The organism is Pseudomonas sp. W2-17 (assembly GCF_041060445.1).
Taxonomy (GTDB): domain Bacteria; phylum Pseudomonadota; class Gammaproteobacteria; order Pseudomonadales; family Pseudomonadaceae; genus Aquipseudomonas.
Genome location: NZ_JAUFNS010000016.1, coordinates 1 through 18,066 on the forward strand (window position 1 = coordinate 1; position 18,066 = coordinate 18,066).

At 61.2% G+C, this 18,066-nt stretch carries 15 protein-coding genes; 11 read left to right on the plus strand and 4 right to left on the minus strand.

Annotated features, from left to right (window positions below; all coding sequences use genetic code 11):
- Nucleotides 1-958 precede the first annotated feature (958 nt).
- Entirely contained in the window at nucleotides 959-1,879 is a 921-nt protein-coding gene (locus QWI20_RS19260) for a LysR substrate-binding domain-containing protein (protein ID WP_192173225.1), read from the minus strand.
- Between the two features lie 165 nt (nucleotides 1,880-2,044).
- Here QWI20_RS19260 and QWI20_RS19265 point away from each other — a divergent pair, with 165 nt between their 5' ends.
- The 8 genes from QWI20_RS19265 to hydA all read left to right on the plus strand — a co-directional run bounded on the left by QWI20_RS19265 (nucleotide 2,045) and on the right by hydA (nucleotide 9,836).
- The gene (locus QWI20_RS19265; RefSeq protein WP_369306787.1) at nucleotides 2,045-2,662 is read left to right on the plus strand and encodes a hemolysin III family protein; all 618 of its coding nucleotides are present in this window, start codon (nucleotides 2,045-2,047) and stop codon (nucleotides 2,660-2,662) included.
- Between the two features lie 377 nt (nucleotides 2,663-3,039).
- Nucleotides 3,040-3,816: a transporter substrate-binding domain-containing protein gene (locus QWI20_RS19270; protein WP_369306788.1), complete on the plus strand. Its 777-nt coding sequence runs from the start codon at nucleotides 3,040-3,042 to the stop codon at nucleotides 3,814-3,816.
- Nucleotides 3,817-3,868: 52 nt separating this feature from the next.
- Entirely contained in the window at nucleotides 3,869-4,546 is a 678-nt protein-coding gene (locus QWI20_RS19275) for an amino acid ABC transporter permease (RefSeq protein ID WP_369306789.1), read from the plus strand.
- Nucleotides 4,543-5,277 (plus strand): amino acid ABC transporter ATP-binding protein, encoded by a 735-nt coding sequence (locus QWI20_RS19280; protein ID WP_369306790.1) that lies wholly within the window; start codon nucleotides 4,543-4,545, stop codon nucleotides 5,275-5,277. The genes QWI20_RS19275 and QWI20_RS19280 overlap by 4 nt, the downstream gene beginning before the upstream one ends.
- Before the next feature lie 21 nt (nucleotides 5,278-5,298).
- Nucleotides 5,299-6,546 carry a cysteine desulfurase-like protein gene (locus tag QWI20_RS19285; RefSeq protein WP_369306791.1) on the plus strand — a complete coding sequence of 416 codons (1,248 nt, stop codon included), beginning with the start codon at nucleotides 5,299-5,301 and terminating at the stop codon, nucleotides 6,544-6,546.
- An 18-nt stretch (nucleotides 6,547-6,564) separates the two neighbouring features.
- Entirely contained in the window at nucleotides 6,565-7,437 is an 873-nt protein-coding gene (locus QWI20_RS19290; protein ID WP_369306792.1) for a MurR/RpiR family transcriptional regulator, read from the plus strand.
- A gap of 52 nt (nucleotides 7,438-7,489) precedes the next feature.
- Nucleotides 7,490-8,386 (plus strand): allantoinase PuuE, encoded by an 897-nt coding sequence (locus QWI20_RS19295; protein ID WP_369306793.1) that lies wholly within the window; start codon nucleotides 7,490-7,492, stop codon nucleotides 8,384-8,386.
- A gap of 13 nt (nucleotides 8,387-8,399) precedes the next feature.
- Complete coding sequence (gene hydA, locus QWI20_RS19300) at nucleotides 8,400-9,836, plus strand: dihydropyrimidinase (RefSeq protein WP_369306794.1); 1,437 nt, start codon at nucleotides 8,400-8,402, stop codon at nucleotides 9,834-9,836.
- Between the two features lie 452 nt (nucleotides 9,837-10,288).
- On the opposite strand, the gene QWI20_RS19305 is transcribed toward hydA, so the two are convergent.
- Together QWI20_RS19305 and QWI20_RS19310 are read right to left on the minus strand one after the other, a co-directional pair.
- Nucleotides 10,289-11,008, minus strand: a complete 720-nt coding sequence (locus QWI20_RS19305) for a 16S rRNA (uracil(1498)-N(3))-methyltransferase (RefSeq protein WP_369306795.1) — start codon at nucleotides 11,006-11,008, stop codon at nucleotides 10,289-10,291.
- Between the two features lie 59 nt (nucleotides 11,009-11,067).
- A complete protein-coding gene (locus tag QWI20_RS19310) occupies nucleotides 11,068-12,474 on the minus strand; it encodes an adenosylmethionine--8-amino-7-oxononanoate transaminase (RefSeq protein WP_369306796.1) in 1,407 nt (468 codons plus the stop codon).
- A 235-nt stretch (nucleotides 12,475-12,709) separates the two neighbouring features.
- On the opposite strand from QWI20_RS19310, the gene QWI20_RS19315 reads away from it, so the two are divergent.
- The 3 genes from QWI20_RS19315 to QWI20_RS19325 all read left to right on the plus strand — a co-directional run bounded on the left by QWI20_RS19315 (nucleotide 12,710) and on the right by QWI20_RS19325 (nucleotide 15,909).
- Nucleotides 12,710-14,524 (plus strand): FAD-dependent oxidoreductase, encoded by a 1,815-nt coding sequence (locus tag QWI20_RS19315; protein ID WP_369306797.1) that lies wholly within the window; start codon nucleotides 12,710-12,712, stop codon nucleotides 14,522-14,524.
- Between the two features lie 205 nt (nucleotides 14,525-14,729).
- Nucleotides 14,730-15,281 carry a cytochrome b gene (locus tag QWI20_RS19320; RefSeq protein WP_369306798.1) on the plus strand — a complete coding sequence of 184 codons (552 nt, stop codon included), beginning with the start codon at nucleotides 14,730-14,732 and terminating at the stop codon, nucleotides 15,279-15,281.
- Nucleotides 15,282-15,312: 31 nt separating this feature from the next.
- Nucleotides 15,313-15,909 carry a YceI family protein gene (locus QWI20_RS19325; protein ID WP_192173215.1) on the plus strand — a complete coding sequence of 199 codons (597 nt, stop codon included), beginning with the start codon at nucleotides 15,313-15,315 and terminating at the stop codon, nucleotides 15,907-15,909.
- A gap of 132 nt (nucleotides 15,910-16,041) precedes the next feature.
- Here QWI20_RS19325 and QWI20_RS19330 read toward each other — a convergent pair whose 3' ends face one another.
- Nucleotides 16,042-17,961 (minus strand): DEAD/DEAH box helicase, encoded by a 1,920-nt coding sequence (locus tag QWI20_RS19330; protein ID WP_369306799.1) that lies wholly within the window; start codon nucleotides 17,959-17,961, stop codon nucleotides 16,042-16,044.
- Nucleotides 17,962-18,066: the final 105 nt, after the last annotated feature.

Here is an 18,066-nt window from a genome sequence, read left to right on the forward strand (position 1 = left end):
TAACGAGGGGCGACTGCACTCGACGTTGGGCAACATGACGCCCAATCAGTACGAGCGGCAAGCGGCCTGACAATCACCGATTGAGGTGTCCGGAAAAAGTTGACCACTTCACGTCTTCGTGAGCAAGCTCACTCCCACAAAGGATGTGTCTGATGCAACAAATCGCGGTGTCAGAAGGCGCCGCAAATGTATCTGCCGACAGGTAATTTGTGGGAGCGAGCTTGCTCGCGAAGGGGCCGGTACATCCGCTATAAATTCAGCGCCTGAACTGCCGTCTTCGTGAGCAAGCTCACTCCCACAAGGGATGTGTTTGATGCAAGAAAGCGCGGTGTCAGAAGACGCCGCAGATGTATCTACTGACAGGTAACTTGTGGGAGCGAGCTTGCTCGCGAAGGGGTTAGTGCATCCATCAAATTGTCAGCGGCTGAAATGCCGTCTTCGTGAGCAAGCTCACTCCCAGAAGGGATGTGTTTGATGCAAGAAAGCGCGGTGTCAGAAGACGCCGCAGATGTATCTACTGACCGGTAATTTGCGGGAGCGAGCTTGCTCGCGAATGGGCCGGTACATCCGCTATACATTGAGCGGCTGAAATGCCGTCTTCGTGAGCAAGCTCACTCCCACAAGGGATGTGTCTGCTGCGAGAAAGCGCGGTGTCAGAAGGCGCCGCAGATGTATCTACTGACAGGTAATTTGTGGGAGCGAGCTTGCTCGCGAAGGGGCCGGTACATCCGCTATAAATTCAGCGCCTGAACTGCCGTCTTCGTGAGCAAGCTCACTCCCAGAAGGGATGTGTTTGATGCAAGAAAGCGCGGCGTCAGAAGACGCCGCAAATGTATCTGCCGACAGGTAATTTGTGGGAGCGAGCTTGTTCGCGAAGGGGCCGGTACATCCGCTATAAATTCAGCGCCTGAAATGCCGTCTTCGTGAGCAAGTTCTCTTCCACACGGGGGAGTCAGACTCAGCCTTGTGCCAGCCGGTTCGAGTACATCCGGCATTCCGCCAGCAACGCCAAGAGGTTTGGGTCGCGTTCGCGGGCTTTGAGGAACACCAGCCCGATGTGCTGCTGCATGCGGTATCGCGCCTGCAGCGGCACCAGGCGGACGCGGTTTTCGTAGACGGCGGCGATTCGCCCGGGCAACAGCGCGTAGCCCACACCCGAGCTGACCATGCTCAGCAGCGTGAAGATGTCGTTCACTTGCATGGCGATCTTCGGTTCAAAACCGGCTTGTTCAAACACCCGCGCGCCATCGCGGTGGGTGGCGAAGCCTTGGGTCAGGGTGATAAAGGTCATTTCCCGCAGGTCGCTCAGGTCCACCTCGCTTTGTAACGCAAAGGGTGAATCAGCCGGCGTGGCGAGAAAAATATCGTCGGAGAACAGCGGCAACTGCTCGCAATCCGGATCACTCACGGATTCGTTCAGCGACACCAAAATCGCATCCACCTCCATGTTCTTCAGTTTGTAGAAAAGGTCGATGTTCGAGCCCAGGATCAGGTCGATGTTGAGTTCGCTGCGGCGGATCTTCAGGCCCATGATCAGCTGCGGCACGGTTTTGACCGTCAGTGAATACAGCGCGCCCAGCTTGAATCGCGCCGCCGAAAACCCCGCCGCCTGCCGCGTCTGTTCGATGGTGCTGAGCACGTCCTGCACCAGTTTCTGCGCGCGCTCCTCCAGCACATAAGCGCCTTCGAGCGGCGTAAGGTTGCGCCCCTCGTGCTTGAACAGCGGACAGCGCAACGCGCTTTCCAGCGAGTGAATCGCCCGGTGCACGCTGACCGTGCTCGTCTGCAGCTCCGCCGCCGCGCGCGCGAGATTGCCGGTGCGCATGAACGCCAGAAAGATTTCCAGCTTCTTGAGGGTGAGCTCTTCGTCGATCTGCATCGTATGGATCCGCGCCGGATTCTTGTTCCAAGAGCGCCCGATTGTGCCGAAGAGATCGGCGGCTGACTGCATAAATTCTCGATAACACGACACTAGACGTTGTCATCGCGGTTCAGAAGCAGGACGCTTGGCGCGTGTCACGCAATTGAGAGAGGTAGTTTGCGGATGTACTACGGAGAAAAATTCAACGCCTGGACCCATTTGGTCGGCGCGATTCTGGCGACGATCGGCGCCGTCTGGATGCTGGTTGTCGCCACGATGACCGGGGATATCTGGAAGATCATCAGCGTTGCGGTCTACGGGGTGGCGCTGGTGATGCTGTACAGCGCGTCGACGGTGTATCACAGCGTTCGCGGCCGGGCGAAAGTGATCATGCAGAAGGTTGATCACTTTTCGATCTATTTGCTCATTGCCGGGAGTTACACGCCTTTTTGTCTGGTGACGCTGCACGGGGCGTGGGGCTGGACGTTATTCGGTATCGTCTGGGCGCTGGCGATCATTGGCATCCTCCAGGAAATCAAACCCCGTTCCGAGGCTCGGGTGATGTCCATCGTCATTTACGCGGTCATGGGCTGGATCGTGCTGGTCGCGGTCAATCCGCTGATCGCCGCGCTGGGCATGACCGGATTCATCTGGCTGGCGCTGGGTGGCGTGTTCTACACCGTGGGGATCATTTTCTTTGCGTTCGACACCAAGGTCCGACACTTTCATGGGGTGTGGCACCTGTTTGTCATCGCCGGCAGCCTGCTGCACTTTGTCGCGATTTCGCGTTACGTGCTTTAGGCGTGTGGGGCGAGAGTGGCGCTCCCGCTTGCTCGCGACGATGACGATTCATCTGCTGGATTTTCAGCGGCTGGGATGACGTCTTCGTGAGCAAGCTCACTCCCACACTAGGCGATACCCGACGCACGGCGAGCAATCCATGCGCCGCTTCGGTGCATATCATCCTTCACATCATTGATCATTTTCTGTACACCCCACAGCCTTGTGCGCTTTCCCACCTGCACCAATGCGGATAACTTTCGCACCCGATTGAAGCATTTAATTCATTTATTTTATTTGTTGAATTATTTGATTCGTCATCCTAGTCTGATCCTCGAAACGCCCCCTCTGTGGTAAGGCGGCCTTCTTGAACTGACTGATCAATCGGGGAGCAAGACATGAATGTGAAAGTACTCTTGAGCATGGCCGTGGCAACCGCCTTTTCCGCATCCACCTGGGCCGCTGACTGGACCGTCGGCGCCAACGTGGGCAACGTGCCGTGGGAGTTTCAGGACGCCAAAGGCGAGATCGTCGGCTTCGAAGTCGACGTGGTGAAAGAAGTCGCCAAACGCGCCGGCAAGACCGTGGAATTCGTCAACATCCCCTTCAACGGCCTGTTCAGCGCCGTGCAGTCCAAGCGGGCTGACATCGCCATTTCCTCGATCACCATCACCCCTAAGCGCCTTGAGTCCGTCGGCTTCGCCCAGCCGTATTACGACAGCGACCAGTCCCTGTCCGTGCTCGCCAAATCCGGCATCAACGGCCTGAAAGACATGGACGGCAAGGTGGTCGGCGTCGACACCGGCTCCACCGGCGACATGTGGGTCAACACCCATCAGGCCGAATACAAATTCAAGGAAGTCTCACGCTACGAAGGGCTGTCGCCTGCGATGCTCGATCTCGCGTCCGGCCGCATGGACGGCTACATCAGCGACATCCCGGCGGTCCTGTACTACATCAAGGACAAGCCGCAGTACAAAGTCGTCGCGAAAATTCCTACCGGTGAAAAGTATTCGTTGATGCACGCCAAGGGTTGGGCATCGGCCGGTCAGGTCAACGACATCATCACCACGATGAAGAAGGAAGGCGTGATCGCCGACCTGCACAAGAAGTGGTTCGGTGCCGACGCTGATCCGGAGTCCAGCACCGTCAAAGTGGTCGATGTGCTCAAGTAACCCCTGACCGCTCACGCCCGCGTCTGTCACTGCTCGCCACCAAGGAATCGCAATGGAGTTGTTAGAAACGTTCTTCAACTGGAGCGTGTTCGTCGATGCGCTGCCATTGATGCTCCGCGGCCTGGGCGTGACGGTGATGCTCGGCGTTGTCAGCATCATTCTCGGCCTGGTGGTCGGGCTGGTGCTGGCGATGCTGCGGCTGTACGGCTACGCGCCGGTGCGGTTTCTGGCGCGGGTCTACATCGACGTGCTGCGCTCGATTCCATTGCTGGTGCTGTTGGTGCTGATCTATTACGCGCTGCCGTTCGTGGGCATTCGCCTGTCGTCGTTCGCGGCGGCGACTGCGGCGCTGTCACTGGTGTCCTGCGCGTATTCGGCGGAGATCTTCCGCTCCGGCATCGAAGCCATTCCGCGCGGACAATTCGAAGCCTCGGCCTCCCAGGGCATGAGCTTTTTCAGCACCATGCGCGACATCATCCTGCCCCAGGCCATGCGCATCGTCATGCCGCCGATGACCAGCAACTGCATCAACGTCATGAAAGACACTGCGCTGGCGTCGGTCGTGGCCATGCCTGACCTCCTGAAACAAGCCACACAGGCCCAGGCGCTGGCGGCCAACCCGACACCGCTGGTGGGCGCGGCGGTCATGTACCTCTTGCTGCTTCTGCCGCTGGTGCAACTGGTGAGCTGGATCGAGCGGCGTAACGGCGCCGGGAGGAAAAGCGCATGAGCACCGTGATTGAGATGGAAGGCGTGGCCAAATTTTACGGGCCGTTCCAGGCCCTGACCGACATCAACCTGACCGTCGATCAAGGCGAAGTGGTGGTCATCCTCGGGCCGTCGGGCTCCGGGAAGTCGACACTGATCCGCTGCATCAATCTGCTGGAGGAATATCAGCAGGGCGATATCCGCGTCGGCGATCAGCGCGTTGAAACCGGCCCGAAGCTGGCGGGCATTCGTTGTGAAGTCGGCATGGTCTTTCAGAATTTCAATTTGTACCCGCACCTCACCGTGCTCGCCAATGTGGCGCTGGCGCCGGTCCGGGTGCGCGGCATGTCGCGCCGTGACGCCAACGAACGCGCGCGCCTGCTGCTGGAGAAAGTCGGCATGGGCGCCCACGCGGCGAAATACCCGAGCCAGTTGTCCGGCGGACAGCAGCAACGCGTGGCCATCGCCCGAACCATGGCGATGGAGCCACGGGTGATTCTGTTTGACGAGCCCACTTCGGCACTCGACCCGGAGATGGTCGGCGAAGTGCTGGACGTCATGCAGAACCTCGCCCGCTCCGGCGTGACCATGGTCGTCGTGACCCACGAAATGGGCTTTGCGCGGAAGGTCGCCGACCGGGTGATCTTCATGGAAAACGGCCGAATCATCGAACAGAACAACCCGCACGATTTCTTCACGGCCCCGCAAGAGCCGAGAACCCGCGCGTTTTTGCAGGCCATCCTGCATCACTGATCAGACTCTGGAGCTCATCCCTTGAATGCCTTGGACATCGATTACGTACGCAGCCAGTTTCCCGCCCTCGCCAGCGGTTACGCCTACCTGGACAACGCCGGCGGCTCGGCCGTGCTCAAGCCGGTCGCCGAGCGCATCACCGATTACTTGCTGAACAGTGCCGTGCAGCTGGGCGCGTCATACAGCGATTCGGTGGACGCTGGCGCACGTGTGATGAAGGCGCGGGAATCGGTCGCGCAACTGATCAACGCGCGCTTCCCGGAAGAGTGCGTGATGGGCGGCTCGACCACCCATTTGCTGCAAATCCTTTGCCGCGCCATCGCTCCGTCGATCAATCCCGGCGACGAAATTATCGTCACCAACTGCGACCACGAAGCCAACATCGGGCCGTGGGTGCGGCTGTGCGAAGACCGCGGCGCGACGTTGCGCGTCTGGGCGGTCAACGCGCAGAGCATGGACCTGGAATTGGCTGATCTTGATGCGCTGCTCAGCGACAAGACCCGCTACGTGGCGATGACCCATGCGTCGAACATCCTCGGCAGCGTCAACCCGGTCGCCGAAGTGGCGCGCCGGGTGCACGCGGTCGGCGGCAAGTTGTGCGTCGATGCCGTGGCCTACGCGCCCCATCGGCTGGTCGATGTGCAGGCCAGCGGCGCCGATTATTACGTGTTCAGTTTCTACAAGACCTTCGGCCCGCACTTCGCCGTGATGTGGGGCAAGCGGGAAGCATTGCTGGAGCTGCCGAGCCTGAACCACTTTTTCATCGGTCAGGAGGTCATCCCCTACAAGCTGCAGCCCGGCAACTTGAACTACGAGCTGTCCTACGGCTGCATCGGCATCAGCGATTACCTGATCGACGTCGGCCGCCGCCTCGGCGCCAGCGGCAGCGAACGCCAGTTGATGCAGGCTGCGTTCGATGCATTCGAAGTCCAGGAAGACCTGTTGGCCGAAACACTGCTGGCGTTTCTGCGGGAGACGCCGGGCGTACGAATCATCGGAAAATCCCGTGTGACCGACGGCGATCGCGTGCCGACCATCAGCTTTGTGGTGGAAGGCATTCAATCCGAAGCCATCGTGCGCCGGGTGGACAATCAACGCATGGGCATCCGCTTTGGTGACTTCTATGCGCGCCGCCTGATCGAACAGTTGGGTCTGACCCCTTACGGCGGCGTGGTCCGTGTCTCGATCGCACACTACAACAGCGTCGATGAGCTGAATCGTCTGGTGGAGCATCTGGCTCAGGCGATCACAGAACTGCGTCCATCCTGACTTCTATCGAGCCTTTTTATGCCTGTACCCCAAACCCTGGCCGAGCTGCGTGCAGCCATCGTCGAACATCAGGGACGCCTGACCGCGCGGCAGCGTGACGCGGCGCATTACCTGAACGAGCACCCCCACGACGTGGCGCTGAACACGGTCGCGGCGCTGGCGAAAATCTCCGGCATCCCGTCGTCGGCGTTCATTCGGCTGGCCCAGGCGCTGGGCTTCGGTGGGTTTAGCGATCTGCAGCGCTTGTTCAAGCAGCCGTTGCAGCAGGCCGGGCAGGGCAGTTTCAAAGAGCGCATCCGGCACTATCGCGGCGAGCAATTGCTCGACGATCCCACCGATGTGGGCGCTATGCTCTCGGCGTTCAGCCGCGCGAATATTGTGTCGCTCGAACACTTGGCCGAAGGCGACCAAGTCGAAGCCATCGAGCGCGCCATCGAGCTGTTGGAGCAGGCGCGCACCACCTTCGTGGTCGGCATGCGTCGCTCGTTTCCCATGGCCTCCTACCTGAGTTACGCGCTCAGCCGTGTCGGTCGTCGCGCCGTTCATATCAGCGGTCTGGGCGGCAGCTTGCGGGAGCAGGTCGGCGCACTGCACGGCGATGACGTGCTGGTGGCGGTGAGTTTTCCGCCGTACGCGCAGGAAACCATCGACGCCTGTCAGCAAGCCGTCGCCGCGGGGACGCGCATCGTGGCGATTACTGACAGCATTCTCAGCCCCATCGGACAAACCGCGTCGGTGATGATCGAGGTCAACGACGCCGAACTGCTGGGCTTTCGCTCGCTCACCGCAGCGTTCTGCATTGCGCAGACCCTTGCCATGGGCCTGGCCTTTCGCACCGGCCAGAACCTCGATGGCCCCGACCACGATGCACTGAAAACCATCGACTGCTGAGCCCTGGCTTGGCGGTCTGCCGACTGTTCGAACGTTGCAGGAGTAGGCTTTTATGGCGTCACCCATTCGAGATCTGGTCGGCTACGGCCGGCAGCGCCCCCAGGGCACCTGGCCCAACGGCGCGCGGCTGGCCGTCAACTTTGTCATCAATTACGAAGAAGGCTCGGAGCGTTCCCTGGCCATAGGCGATCCTGACCAGGAGAGCATGACCGAGTGGGGCAGCTATCAGTTTCCCGATGGCGTGCGCAACCTGGCGATGGAGTCGATGTACGAATACGGCGCCCGCGTCGGCATCTGGCGGATCCTCGACATCCTGCAACAGGCCAACGTCCCGGCAACCTTTCATGCCTGCGCGGTGGCCTTCGAACAGAACCCGGATGTCGCTAAGGCGGCGGTCGAGCTGGGCCATGAAATCTGCAGCCACGGCTATCGCTGGGAAGAAGTGTTCCGCCTGACTGAGGCCGAGGAACGCGAGCACATTCGTCTGGCGATCGAGTCGTTCGAACGTACCTGCGGCAAGCGTCCGGTGGGCTGGTATTGCCGCTACGGCGCCAGCGTTCATACGCGTCGGCTGGTGGCGGAAGAGGGCGGGTTTCTCTATGACTCGGACGCCTACAACGATGACGTGCCGTATTTCGTTGACGTCGAGGGCAAGCAACATCTGGTAGTGCCGTACACCAGCGACGTCAACGACTTCCGTTACTGGAACTCCCCGGGCTTGTCCCAGGCGTCCGATTTCCTCGAGTACATGAAGGAAAGCTTCGATGTGCTGTACGAAGAATCCGCCGACGGCTTGCGAATGATGTCCATCGGACTGCACCCACGCATGGTCGGACGTCCAGGCCGGGTCCGCGCGATCAAGCACTTCATCGAGTACGCCCAGGCCCGCGAAGGCGTCTGGTTCACCACCCGCGAAGAGATCGCCAAGGCCTGGCTGACCCGCGCCTGACGGAGTGAACGACATGCAGGCTTTTGATCTGATCATCCGCAACGCCAATGTGGTGACGGCGGCGGACGGTTTCCTGTGCGACATCGGCGTGCGCGACGGCCGGATTGTCGCGCTGGGCCTGGGCCTGCAAGGTGCCGCAGAGGAAGTCGATGCGCGGGGGCGAACTGTGACGCCGGGCGGGATCGACAGCCATGTGCATCTGGATCAGCCCACCGGCGACGGTTCGGTCATGGCCGACGACTTCGAAAGCGGCACCCGCTCGGCGGCCTGCGGCGGGACGACAACGGTAATTCCCTTTGCCTGCCAGCAGAAGGGCCAGACCCTGCGGGCGGCGGTGGAGGATTACCACCGCCGCGCGGACGGTCGCGCGCTGATCGATTACGCGTTTCACCTCATTGTCACCGATCCCACCGAGGACGTGCTGCGCCGCGAGCTGCCCGAGCTGATTGACGAGGGCTACACCTCGTTCAAGATTTACATGACTTACGACGCGCTGAAGCTCAACGACCGCGAGATTCTGGAAACCCTGTCAGTGGCGCGGGCCGAAGGCGCGATGGTGATGCTCCACGCCGAAAACAGCGACTGCATCGCCTGGCTGACCGAGCGCCTGCTTGCCGCCGGTCTCAGCGCGCCGCGTTATCACGCCACGTCCCGGCCGATGCTGGTCGAGCGCGAGGCCACGCACCGGGCCATTGCGCTGGCCGAGCTGGTGGATGTGCCAATGCTCATCGTCCATGTGTCCGGACGCGAGGCCATCGAGCAGATCCGCTGGGCGCAAAGCCACGGCCTGAAGGTCTACGGCGAAACCTGCCCGCAGTATCTGTTTTTGACCGCGGATTCGCTGGGCTGCGATGACAGCTTCGAAGGCGCGAAATGCATCTGCAGCCCGCCGCCGAGAGACGCCGGCAATCAGCAAGTGGTCTGGGACGGCTTGCAGAATGGCTCGTTCGAAGTGTTCTCATCGGATCACGCGCCGTTTCGCTACGGCGGCCCGGACGGCAAACGTGCCCACGGCGAAACGGCGCCGTTTTCTGAAGTGGCCAATGGGATTCCGGGCGTGGAGACGCGCATGGCGCTGCTTTGGTCGGAAGGCGTGCGCAAAGGGCGAATCACGCCGCAGGCATTTGTCGCGCTGACGGCGACTAACGCGGCGCGGCTGTACGGTTTGTATCCGCGCAAGGGCAGCATCGCCATTGGGTCGGACGCGGATCTGGTGATTTGGGATGAGGACCTGGACATCGAGCTGACCAACGAAATGCTGCACCACAACGTCGATTACACCCCGTACGAGGGTATGCGCTTGAGTGCATGGCCGGCGATGACCTTCGCCAGAGGTGAACGGGTGTGGGATGGCAGTCCGTTGGGTGAACCGGGGCGCGGAGAATTTCTGCCCTGCGCCCGCCCGGAGCCTGCGAAAGCCCGGCGTAGAGAGTCGGAGTTACCGGAGTGATGACGGTGATACGCGTCGGGTATCAAAGCCCCCGCAATATGAGCTGACTCACACCATTCCTGTGGGAGCCGAGCTTGCTCGCGAAAAGGCACTCACATCCGCTAAATCTCCAGCGGCTGGAATGCCGTCTTCGTGAGCAAGCTCACTCCCACATGATTTGCTCGGCTGAGCGACCGCGCAGTGTCAAAGCGAGGTATGCACGCGACCTCAGTGGGACCGGCTTCAGCCGGGAAGAGGCGATCCCAGTCGCAGCAAGCTTCACTGACATAACGCTATCCTTGTGGGAGCGAGCTTGCTCGCGAAGGCAATGTGCCTCCCGTCAGAGATTTTCAGCGTATGCATGGGCCCCTTCGTGAGCAAGCTGACTCCCACATGGACCGTGTTCGCTGCCCGACAGCGCGGCGTCGGGACGAAGGAGGAATTCTCCAGAGCCTATTGGCGTCGTCTCTAACCTAGAAATCCCCCCACAACTGCTGCGCGATGCTCAGCGCCACCACTGGCGCGGTTTCGGTGCGCAGCACGCGGGGGCCGAGGCGGGCGGCGTGGAAACCGGCGTCCTGCGCCTGCGCCACTTCGGCGTCATTCAGCCCGCCCTCAGGACCGATCAGAAACGCCAGACTGCCGGGCTTTTCATGACTGGTCAGCGGCGCCGCGACCGGGTGCAGTACCAGCTTCAGGTCTGCTTCCGTCTGCTTGAGCCAGTCGGTCAGGGTCACCGGCGCATGGATCACCGGCACCACGGAGCGCCCGCACTGTTCGCAAGCGCTGATCGCGATCTGCTGCCAGTGCGCCTGGCGCTTTTCCGCACGCTCATCTTTCAGACGCACTTCGCAGCGCTCGCTGATGATCGGGGTAATCTGCGTCACGCCCAGCTCGGTGGCTTTCTGAATCGCCCAGTCCATCCGCTCACCCCGAGAGAGACCCTGGCCGAGATGGATGTGCAACGGAGACTCCGGCTGACCGGCGAAGCTTTCCGTGACCCGAACCCGCACCTGCTTTTTGCCGACTTCCGCCAGCGTGGCGCGGAACTCATTGCCCGAACCATCGAACAGCTGCACCGCGTCGCCTTCGGACATGCGCAACACGCGGCTGATGTAATGGGCCTGGGCCTCTGGCAGTTCGTGCTCACCGACGCTGAGGGTGGCATCGACGAAAAAGCGGGACAGTCTCATGGTTGTTTCTCTAAAGATTGTGTTGAATGCAGCACCTGGAGAATGGGTGTAACGGCCTGTTAGCCGGGATCACGAAAGTCCGGATGGAAGTTTTCCCTCACTGCCACACTCACGCTGCTGCGCGTCGCGATGTCGATCCCCTCGGTCGCGACGTCGGCCAGGAAGTCGATCTGCTCTGGCGTGATCACGTAGGGCGGCAGGAAGTACACCACGCTGCCCAGCGGACGCAGCAGCGCGCCTCGGGTCAGCGCGTGCTCGAACACCTTCAGCCCGCGCCGTTCCTGCCACGGATACGGCGTTTTGCTTGCCTTGTCCTGCACCATCTCGATGGCAATCGCCATCCCGGTCTGCCGCACTTCAGCGACGTTCGGGTGATCGACCAGATGCGCCGTCGCGGTCTTCATGCGCTGGGCCAGCGCCTTGTTGTTTTCGATGACGTTGTCCTGCTCAAAAATATCCAGCGTCGCCAACGCCGCCGCGCACGCCAGCGGGTTGCCGGTGTAACTGTGGGAGTGCAGGAACGCGCGCAGGGTCGGGTAATCATCGTAAAACGCGTCGTACACGTCGTCGGTGGTGATGCAGGCCGCCAACGGCAGATAACCACCGGTCAGTGCTTTGGACAGGCACAGAAAATCCGGACGGATGCCGGCTTGCTCGCAGGCAAACATGGTCCCGGTGCGGCCGAAGCCTACGGCGATCTCGTCATGAATCAGGTGCACGCCATACCGGTCGCAGGCTTCGCGCAGCAGCTTCAGGTAAATCGGGTCGTACATGCGCATGCCGCCGGCGCCTTGAATCAGCGGCTCGATGATCACTGCCGCGACGCTGTCGTGATGCTCGGCCAAGGTCTGCTCCATCACCGCGAACATCGTGCGGGTGTGCTCTTCCCAGCTCACGCCTTCAGGGCGGTGGTAGCAGTCCGGGCTCGGCACCTTGATGGTGTCCATCAGCAGCGCTTTGTAGGTCTCGGTGAACAGCGGCACGTCGCCGACCGCCATCGCCGCCATGGTCTCGCCGTGGTAGCTGTTGGTCAGGGTGACGAAGCGTTTCTTGTCCGGCTTGCCGCGATTGAGCCAGTAATGAAAGCTCATCTTCAGCGCGACTTCGATGCAGGACGAACCGTTGTCGGCGTAGAAGCAGCGCGTCAGGCCTTCGGGCGTCATCGCTACCAGCCGTTCGGACAGCTCGATGACCGGCTGATGGCTGAAGCCCGCCAGAATCACGTGCTCCAGCTGATCGACCTGGTCCTTGATGCGTTGATTGATGCGCGGGTTGGCGTGGCCGAATACGTTGACCCACCACGAGCTGACTGCGTCGAGGTAGCGCTTGCCTTCGAAGTCCTCCAGCCAGACCCCTTCGCCGCGCTTGATCGGAATCAGCGGCAGTGTTTCGTGGTCTTTCATCTGGGTGCAGGGGTGCCAAAGGACCTTTAGGTCGCGCTGCATCCACTGGTCGTTAAGGCCCATTACTCTTCTCCACATAGCGGCTCGCATGGCGCGAGGGCAAACAATCGCGCAAGCCTATGCAATGCATGCCAGCGGGACAACCTTTTGCGCGTTGTTTAAATCGCCGCGGGCGCCGTTTTCAAGCCTGACGGACATTGGTGGCGGGCGTTTCGCGGCTCGCGTATCCTTCGCGCTCTTCGAAAAATCGGACAACAAAATCCGACAATTCCCCCCGTTTTTCTCCGGAGTTCGCTGAATGCTTTCTGGTTGGCTGCGCGCCTGTGCGCTGGTGATGGTTGGGCTGGTCAGCGCTTCAGCGCTTGCCGTGGATAAACCGCATACGGTGATCGTCGTCGGCGGCGGTCTGGCGGGACTCACAACGGCTTACGAGCTGCAGAGCAAAGGCTGGCAAGTCACCTTGCTGGAAGCCAAACCCAACGTCGGCGGCCGCTCCGGTCTGGCCGGCAGCGAATGGATCGGCAACGCCAAGGCTCAGCCGGTCCTGAATCAATACATCGATCGCTTCAAAATCAAAGCGGTGCCTGCGCCGGAGTTCGTGCGGACCCCGAGCTACCTGATCGAAGGCGAATACTTCACTGGCGCCGACCTGGCGACCAAACAGCCAGCGACTGCTGAAGCCATCAAGCGCTACGAAGCGGCGGTGGATGACTTGGCTCGCTCGATCACCGACCCGGACAACCCGGCTGCCAACAGCACGCTGTTTGCGCTGGACCAGATCACCGTCGCCAACTGGCTGGACCGTCTGAGCCTGCCCCCGACCGCACGCCAGCTGATCAACCAGCAGATTCGTACGCGCTACGATGAACCTTCGCGTTTGTCGCTGCTGTACCTCGCACAGCAGACGCGGGTCAATCGCAACGTCGACGACCGCGACCGTCGCGCCGCTCGCCTGCCGGGTGGCAGCGCCGTGTTGGCCGAGGAATTCGTCAAACAGCTGAAAGTCATCAAGACCAATTCGCCCGTGTCGGCCATCAATCAGGACAAGGACGGCGTGACCGTCAAAGTCGGTTCGCTGGGCTACGAAGCCGAATATGTCGTGTTGGCCGTGCCGTTGCGCGCGCTGAGCAAGATTCAGATGACCCCGGCGCTGGACGCCCAGCGTCTCGGCGCGATCAAGAGCACCAACTACGGCTGGCACGACCAGATCATGCTCAAGTTCAAGACCCCGGTCTGGGACAGCAAAGCGCGCATGTCTGGCGAGATTTACAGCAACACCGGCCTGGGCATGTTGTGGGTCGAGCCTGCGTTGAAGGGCGGCGCCAACGTCGTGATCAACCTGTCCGGCGACAACGCCCGCATCATGCAGGCGTTCGGCGACAAGCAGTTGGTGGATCAAGTGCTGATCCGCATGCAGGCGTTTTATCCACAGGCGCGCGGCGCGTTCACCGGTTATGAGCTGCGTCGTTCCAGCATCGACCCGTCCAGCGGCGGCGCGTACCTGGCGTTCGGCCCGGGCCAGATCAGCAAATACTGGCGCTTGTGGGAACGCCCGCTGCAGCGCGTAGCCTTTGCCGGCGAACACACTGACACGTTGTACCCGGGCACCCTGGAAGGCGCATTGCGTTCAGGTCAGCGCGCGGCCATTCAGGTGCAGGGTCTGTCTGAAGGCAAGTCGTACGAGCCGGTCAAAGCGCCGCCACCGAAAGCCCCTGAACCGGCCAAAGAGAGCAGCGGCGGCATTGGCGGCTTCTTCTCAAACATGTTCGGCGGTTCCAAGCCTGAGCCGAAACCGGCCGAGAAAGCGCCAGCACCTGCTCCGGCCCCAGCTCCAGCGCCTGCCCCGGTAACGCCGCCGCCAGCTCCAGTGGTTGAACCGGCCAAGCCTGCTGTCGTAGAACCTGCGAAAAAGGCCCCGGCCAAGAAAGAGCCGGCGAAAAAGGAGCCCGTCAAAAAGGCCCCGGCCAAACCGGCAGCCACCCACAAAGCCCCTGCCAAAACCGACGCTGCGAAAAAAGCGCCGGCCAAGGCCACGGGTGACAAGGCGGCACCGGCCCCTCCGGCGGCTCCGGCAACGGCTCCGGCAGCACCCGCGACCGACAGCAAAAACTGATCGGTAACGGCTGAAAACAAAGGCGCGGCTTGATACCGCGCCTTTTTTTCGCCTGGATGAACCGTAACGCTGGCTTAATCTCATTCGGACGAAAATATGTCAGGAGATTTCAATCGGATTTCCTGATTCTTCAAAGCAACATTTTGCGCTTTCTTTCGATAGGTAAAGCGCTAGTCTCTCCCTCGGCCCTCACAGGATATTCAGCATGCAGCTACGCAACTCTTCTTCTCGCTATGGCTGGGTCAGCATCGTTTTGCATTGGGGTGTCGCGCTGACGGTGTTTGGCATGTTTGCGCTAGGGTTGTGGATGGTGGGGCTGGGCTATTACGACACGTGGCGCAAGGCTGGCCCGGACCTGCACAAGAGCATCGGCATCACGCTGTTCCTGTTCATGCTGATCCGGGTGATCTGGCGCTTCGTCAGCCCGCCGCCAGCAGCGCCTGCCTCCCACAGCCGGTTTGTGAAAACCGCTGCAAAGCTGGGCCATGCCTTTCTGTACCTGGACCTGTTTTTGGTGATGTTCGCCGGTTACCTGATTTCCACCGCAGACGGTGTCGGGATTCCGGTGTTTGGATTGTTCGAAGTGCCTGCATTGATCAGCGGACTGCCCGACCAAGCAGACGTCGCAGGCACCGTTCACTTGTACCTGGCCTGGACCTTGGTGATTTTCGCTGGACCCCACGGGCTGGCCGCTTTGAAGCATCACTTCGTTGATCGTGATGCCACGCTTGTACGCATGCTTGGCCGCAAGGCCTGATACTCAATTCAGCTGAAAAGGAAGAAGACGTATGTTGAAAAAGACACTGGCTGCACTGGCCCTCGGTACCGCGCTGCTGACAGCGGGTCAGGCCATGGCCGCTGATTACACGATCGACAAGGAAGGCCAGCACGCCTTCATCAACTTCAAGATCAGCCACCTGGGCTACAGCTTCATCTACGGCACGTTCAAGGACTGGACCGGCACATTCAGCTTCGACGCCGCCAAGCCTGAAGACAGCAAGATCAGCATCGACCTGAAGACCGCCAGCGTTTTCACCAACCACGCTGAACGTGACAAGCACATCAGCAGCAAGGACTTCCTCGACGTCGCGACCTATCCTGACGCCAAGTTTGTTTCCACCAAGGTCACCAACGTCGGCAAGAATGCTGACGGCAAGACCACGGCTGACGTGATCGGCGACCTGACCCTGCACGGCGTGACCAAGCCGGTCACCGTCAAGACCACTTTCCTGGGCGAAGGCAAGGATCCATGGGGCGGCTACCGTGCCGGCTTCGAGGGCACGACCTCGATCAAGCGTTCTGATTTCGGCAAGATGATGGACCTGGGTCCACAGTCCGACACCCTGGACCTGATCATCTCGTTCGAAGGCGTCAAAGCCAAGTAAGACGAGTTGTTGTGGTGATAAAGCGCCGACCTTTGGGTCGGCGTTTTTGTGTGTGGCATTGCTTGAATCACGCAAACAAAAACGCCCCGAACCAGTCGGGGCGTTTTATGTGCTGCGAACAGCCGGCGCTGCTTAACCTTCGCGGTTGCGGGTCAGCAGGGCTGGTTTTTCACCGCGTGGGCGGCTTGGCAGCTGATCAAGTTGTTCAGCCGAAGGGAATCGATCGCCCTTGGACTCTTTGTGCATGATCTTTGGTGCCGGCTGGCCGTCGCGAGGCCCGCGAACCGCTGGCTCCTGACGCGCTGGCTGCTCTTCGCGTGCCGGACGACGGGCACGCGGCGAGTCTTCACGGCGGGCCTGACCATCACGGCCGGAGCCATTGCGAGGACCGCTGCGCTTGGCCGGAGCGCCGGCGCTGTCGGTGCTGGCAGGCGCGCCAGATGCCGAACCGCCGCCTGAACCGCTGCGCGGACCGCTACGGCCTGGCGCCTGACCGCGAGGTGCCGGTGCAGCGCCAGTGGCAGGAGCGCCCGGACGACGGCCGCGGCTCTGGTTCTTGTTCTGGTACGGGCTGACGTAGTCGGCGCGGTTGCCGAAGTTGTCCACTTCGTCATCCAGGAATTCGTCGGGGGCGCGATTAGCACCTGACGCTGCTGGCTGCGACTGACGTGACTCGCTCGACGCGGTGCCCTGACGCGGCTTTTGCGGACGCGCCGGACGTGCCGGGCGCTCGCCTGAAGCGGCGGCCGCTGCGGGCTTTTCCTTGCCCTTGTCTTTGCCTTTGTCCTTGCGAACGCCACCACCACCGCCGCCGTTCGGACCGTCGCCACGGGGGCCACGGGCATTGCGCGGGTTACGCACGTCCGGACGCTCGCGGACTTCCGGCTTCTCGGCTTCAACGGCCGTGATGTCGAAGCCCATCAGATCGCCGTCGGCAATCTTCTGCTTGGTCATGCGTTCGATGCTTTTCAGCAGCTTTTCTTCGTCCGGCGCAACCAGCGAGATCGCCTCGCCGCTACGGCCTGCGCGACCGGTACGACCGATGCGGTGCACGTAGTCTTCGTCGACGTTAGGCAGTTCGAAGTTGACCACGTGGGGCAACTGGTCGATGTCCAGACCGCGGGCAGCGATGTCGGTCGCGACCATGATGCGAACGGTGCCGGCCTTGAAGTCGGCCAGCGCTTTGGTGCGCGCGTTCTGGCTCTTGTTGCCGTGGATCGCCACAGCGCTGAGGCCGTGTTTATCCAGGTATTCGGCCAGGCGGTTGGCGCCGTGCTTGGTGCGGGTAAACACCAGCACTTGTTCCCACGCGCCTTGAGTGATCAAGTGCGCCAGGAGCGAGCGTTTGTGGTTGGCCGGCAGGCGGAAAACGCGTTGTTCGATGCGCTCGACCGTGGTGTTCGGCGGCGTGACTTCGATGCGTTCCGGGTTGTGCAGCAGTTTGCCGGCCAGAGCGGTAATGTCCTGCGAGAACGTTGCCGAGAACAGCAGGTTCTGACGCTTGGACGGCAGGCGCGCGAGGACTTTCTTCACGTCGTGAACGAAGCCCATGTCGAGCATGCGGTCGGCTTCGTCCAGCACGAGGATTTCAACGTGGGACAGATCGACGCTGCCCTGACCGGCCAGATCGAGCAAACGACCCGGGCAGGCGACCAGGACGTCAACGCCGCGGGCCATGGCCTGAACCTGCGGGTTCATGCCGACACCGCCGAAGATGCAGGTACTGACGAACTTGAGGTTTTTGGCGTAGATCTTGAAGCTGTCGTGGACTTGGGCGGCCAGTTCACGAGTCGGGGTCAGGACCAGAACACGCGGTTGGCGCGGGCCGTGACGCTGGGATTTGTCCGGATGACCGTTGGGAAACAACCGCTCCAGGATAGGGAGGGCGAAACCACCGGTTTTACCAGTACCTGTCTGGGCGGCGACCATCAGATCGCGGCCTTGCAACACGGCGGGAATGGCCCGCTGTTGCACTGGGGTAGGCTGGGTGTAGCCAGCAGCCTCGATGGCGCTGACTAAAGCCTCGGAGAGACCGAGGGAAGCAAAGGACATGAGTAATCCTGTCTTGAGTTGGGGCCATAGAGGCCCAAATAGGGATGATCTTCCAGGCGCAGACTAAGGTTCTGCACGTAACGTGAATGCGCTCGACCCTGCTGC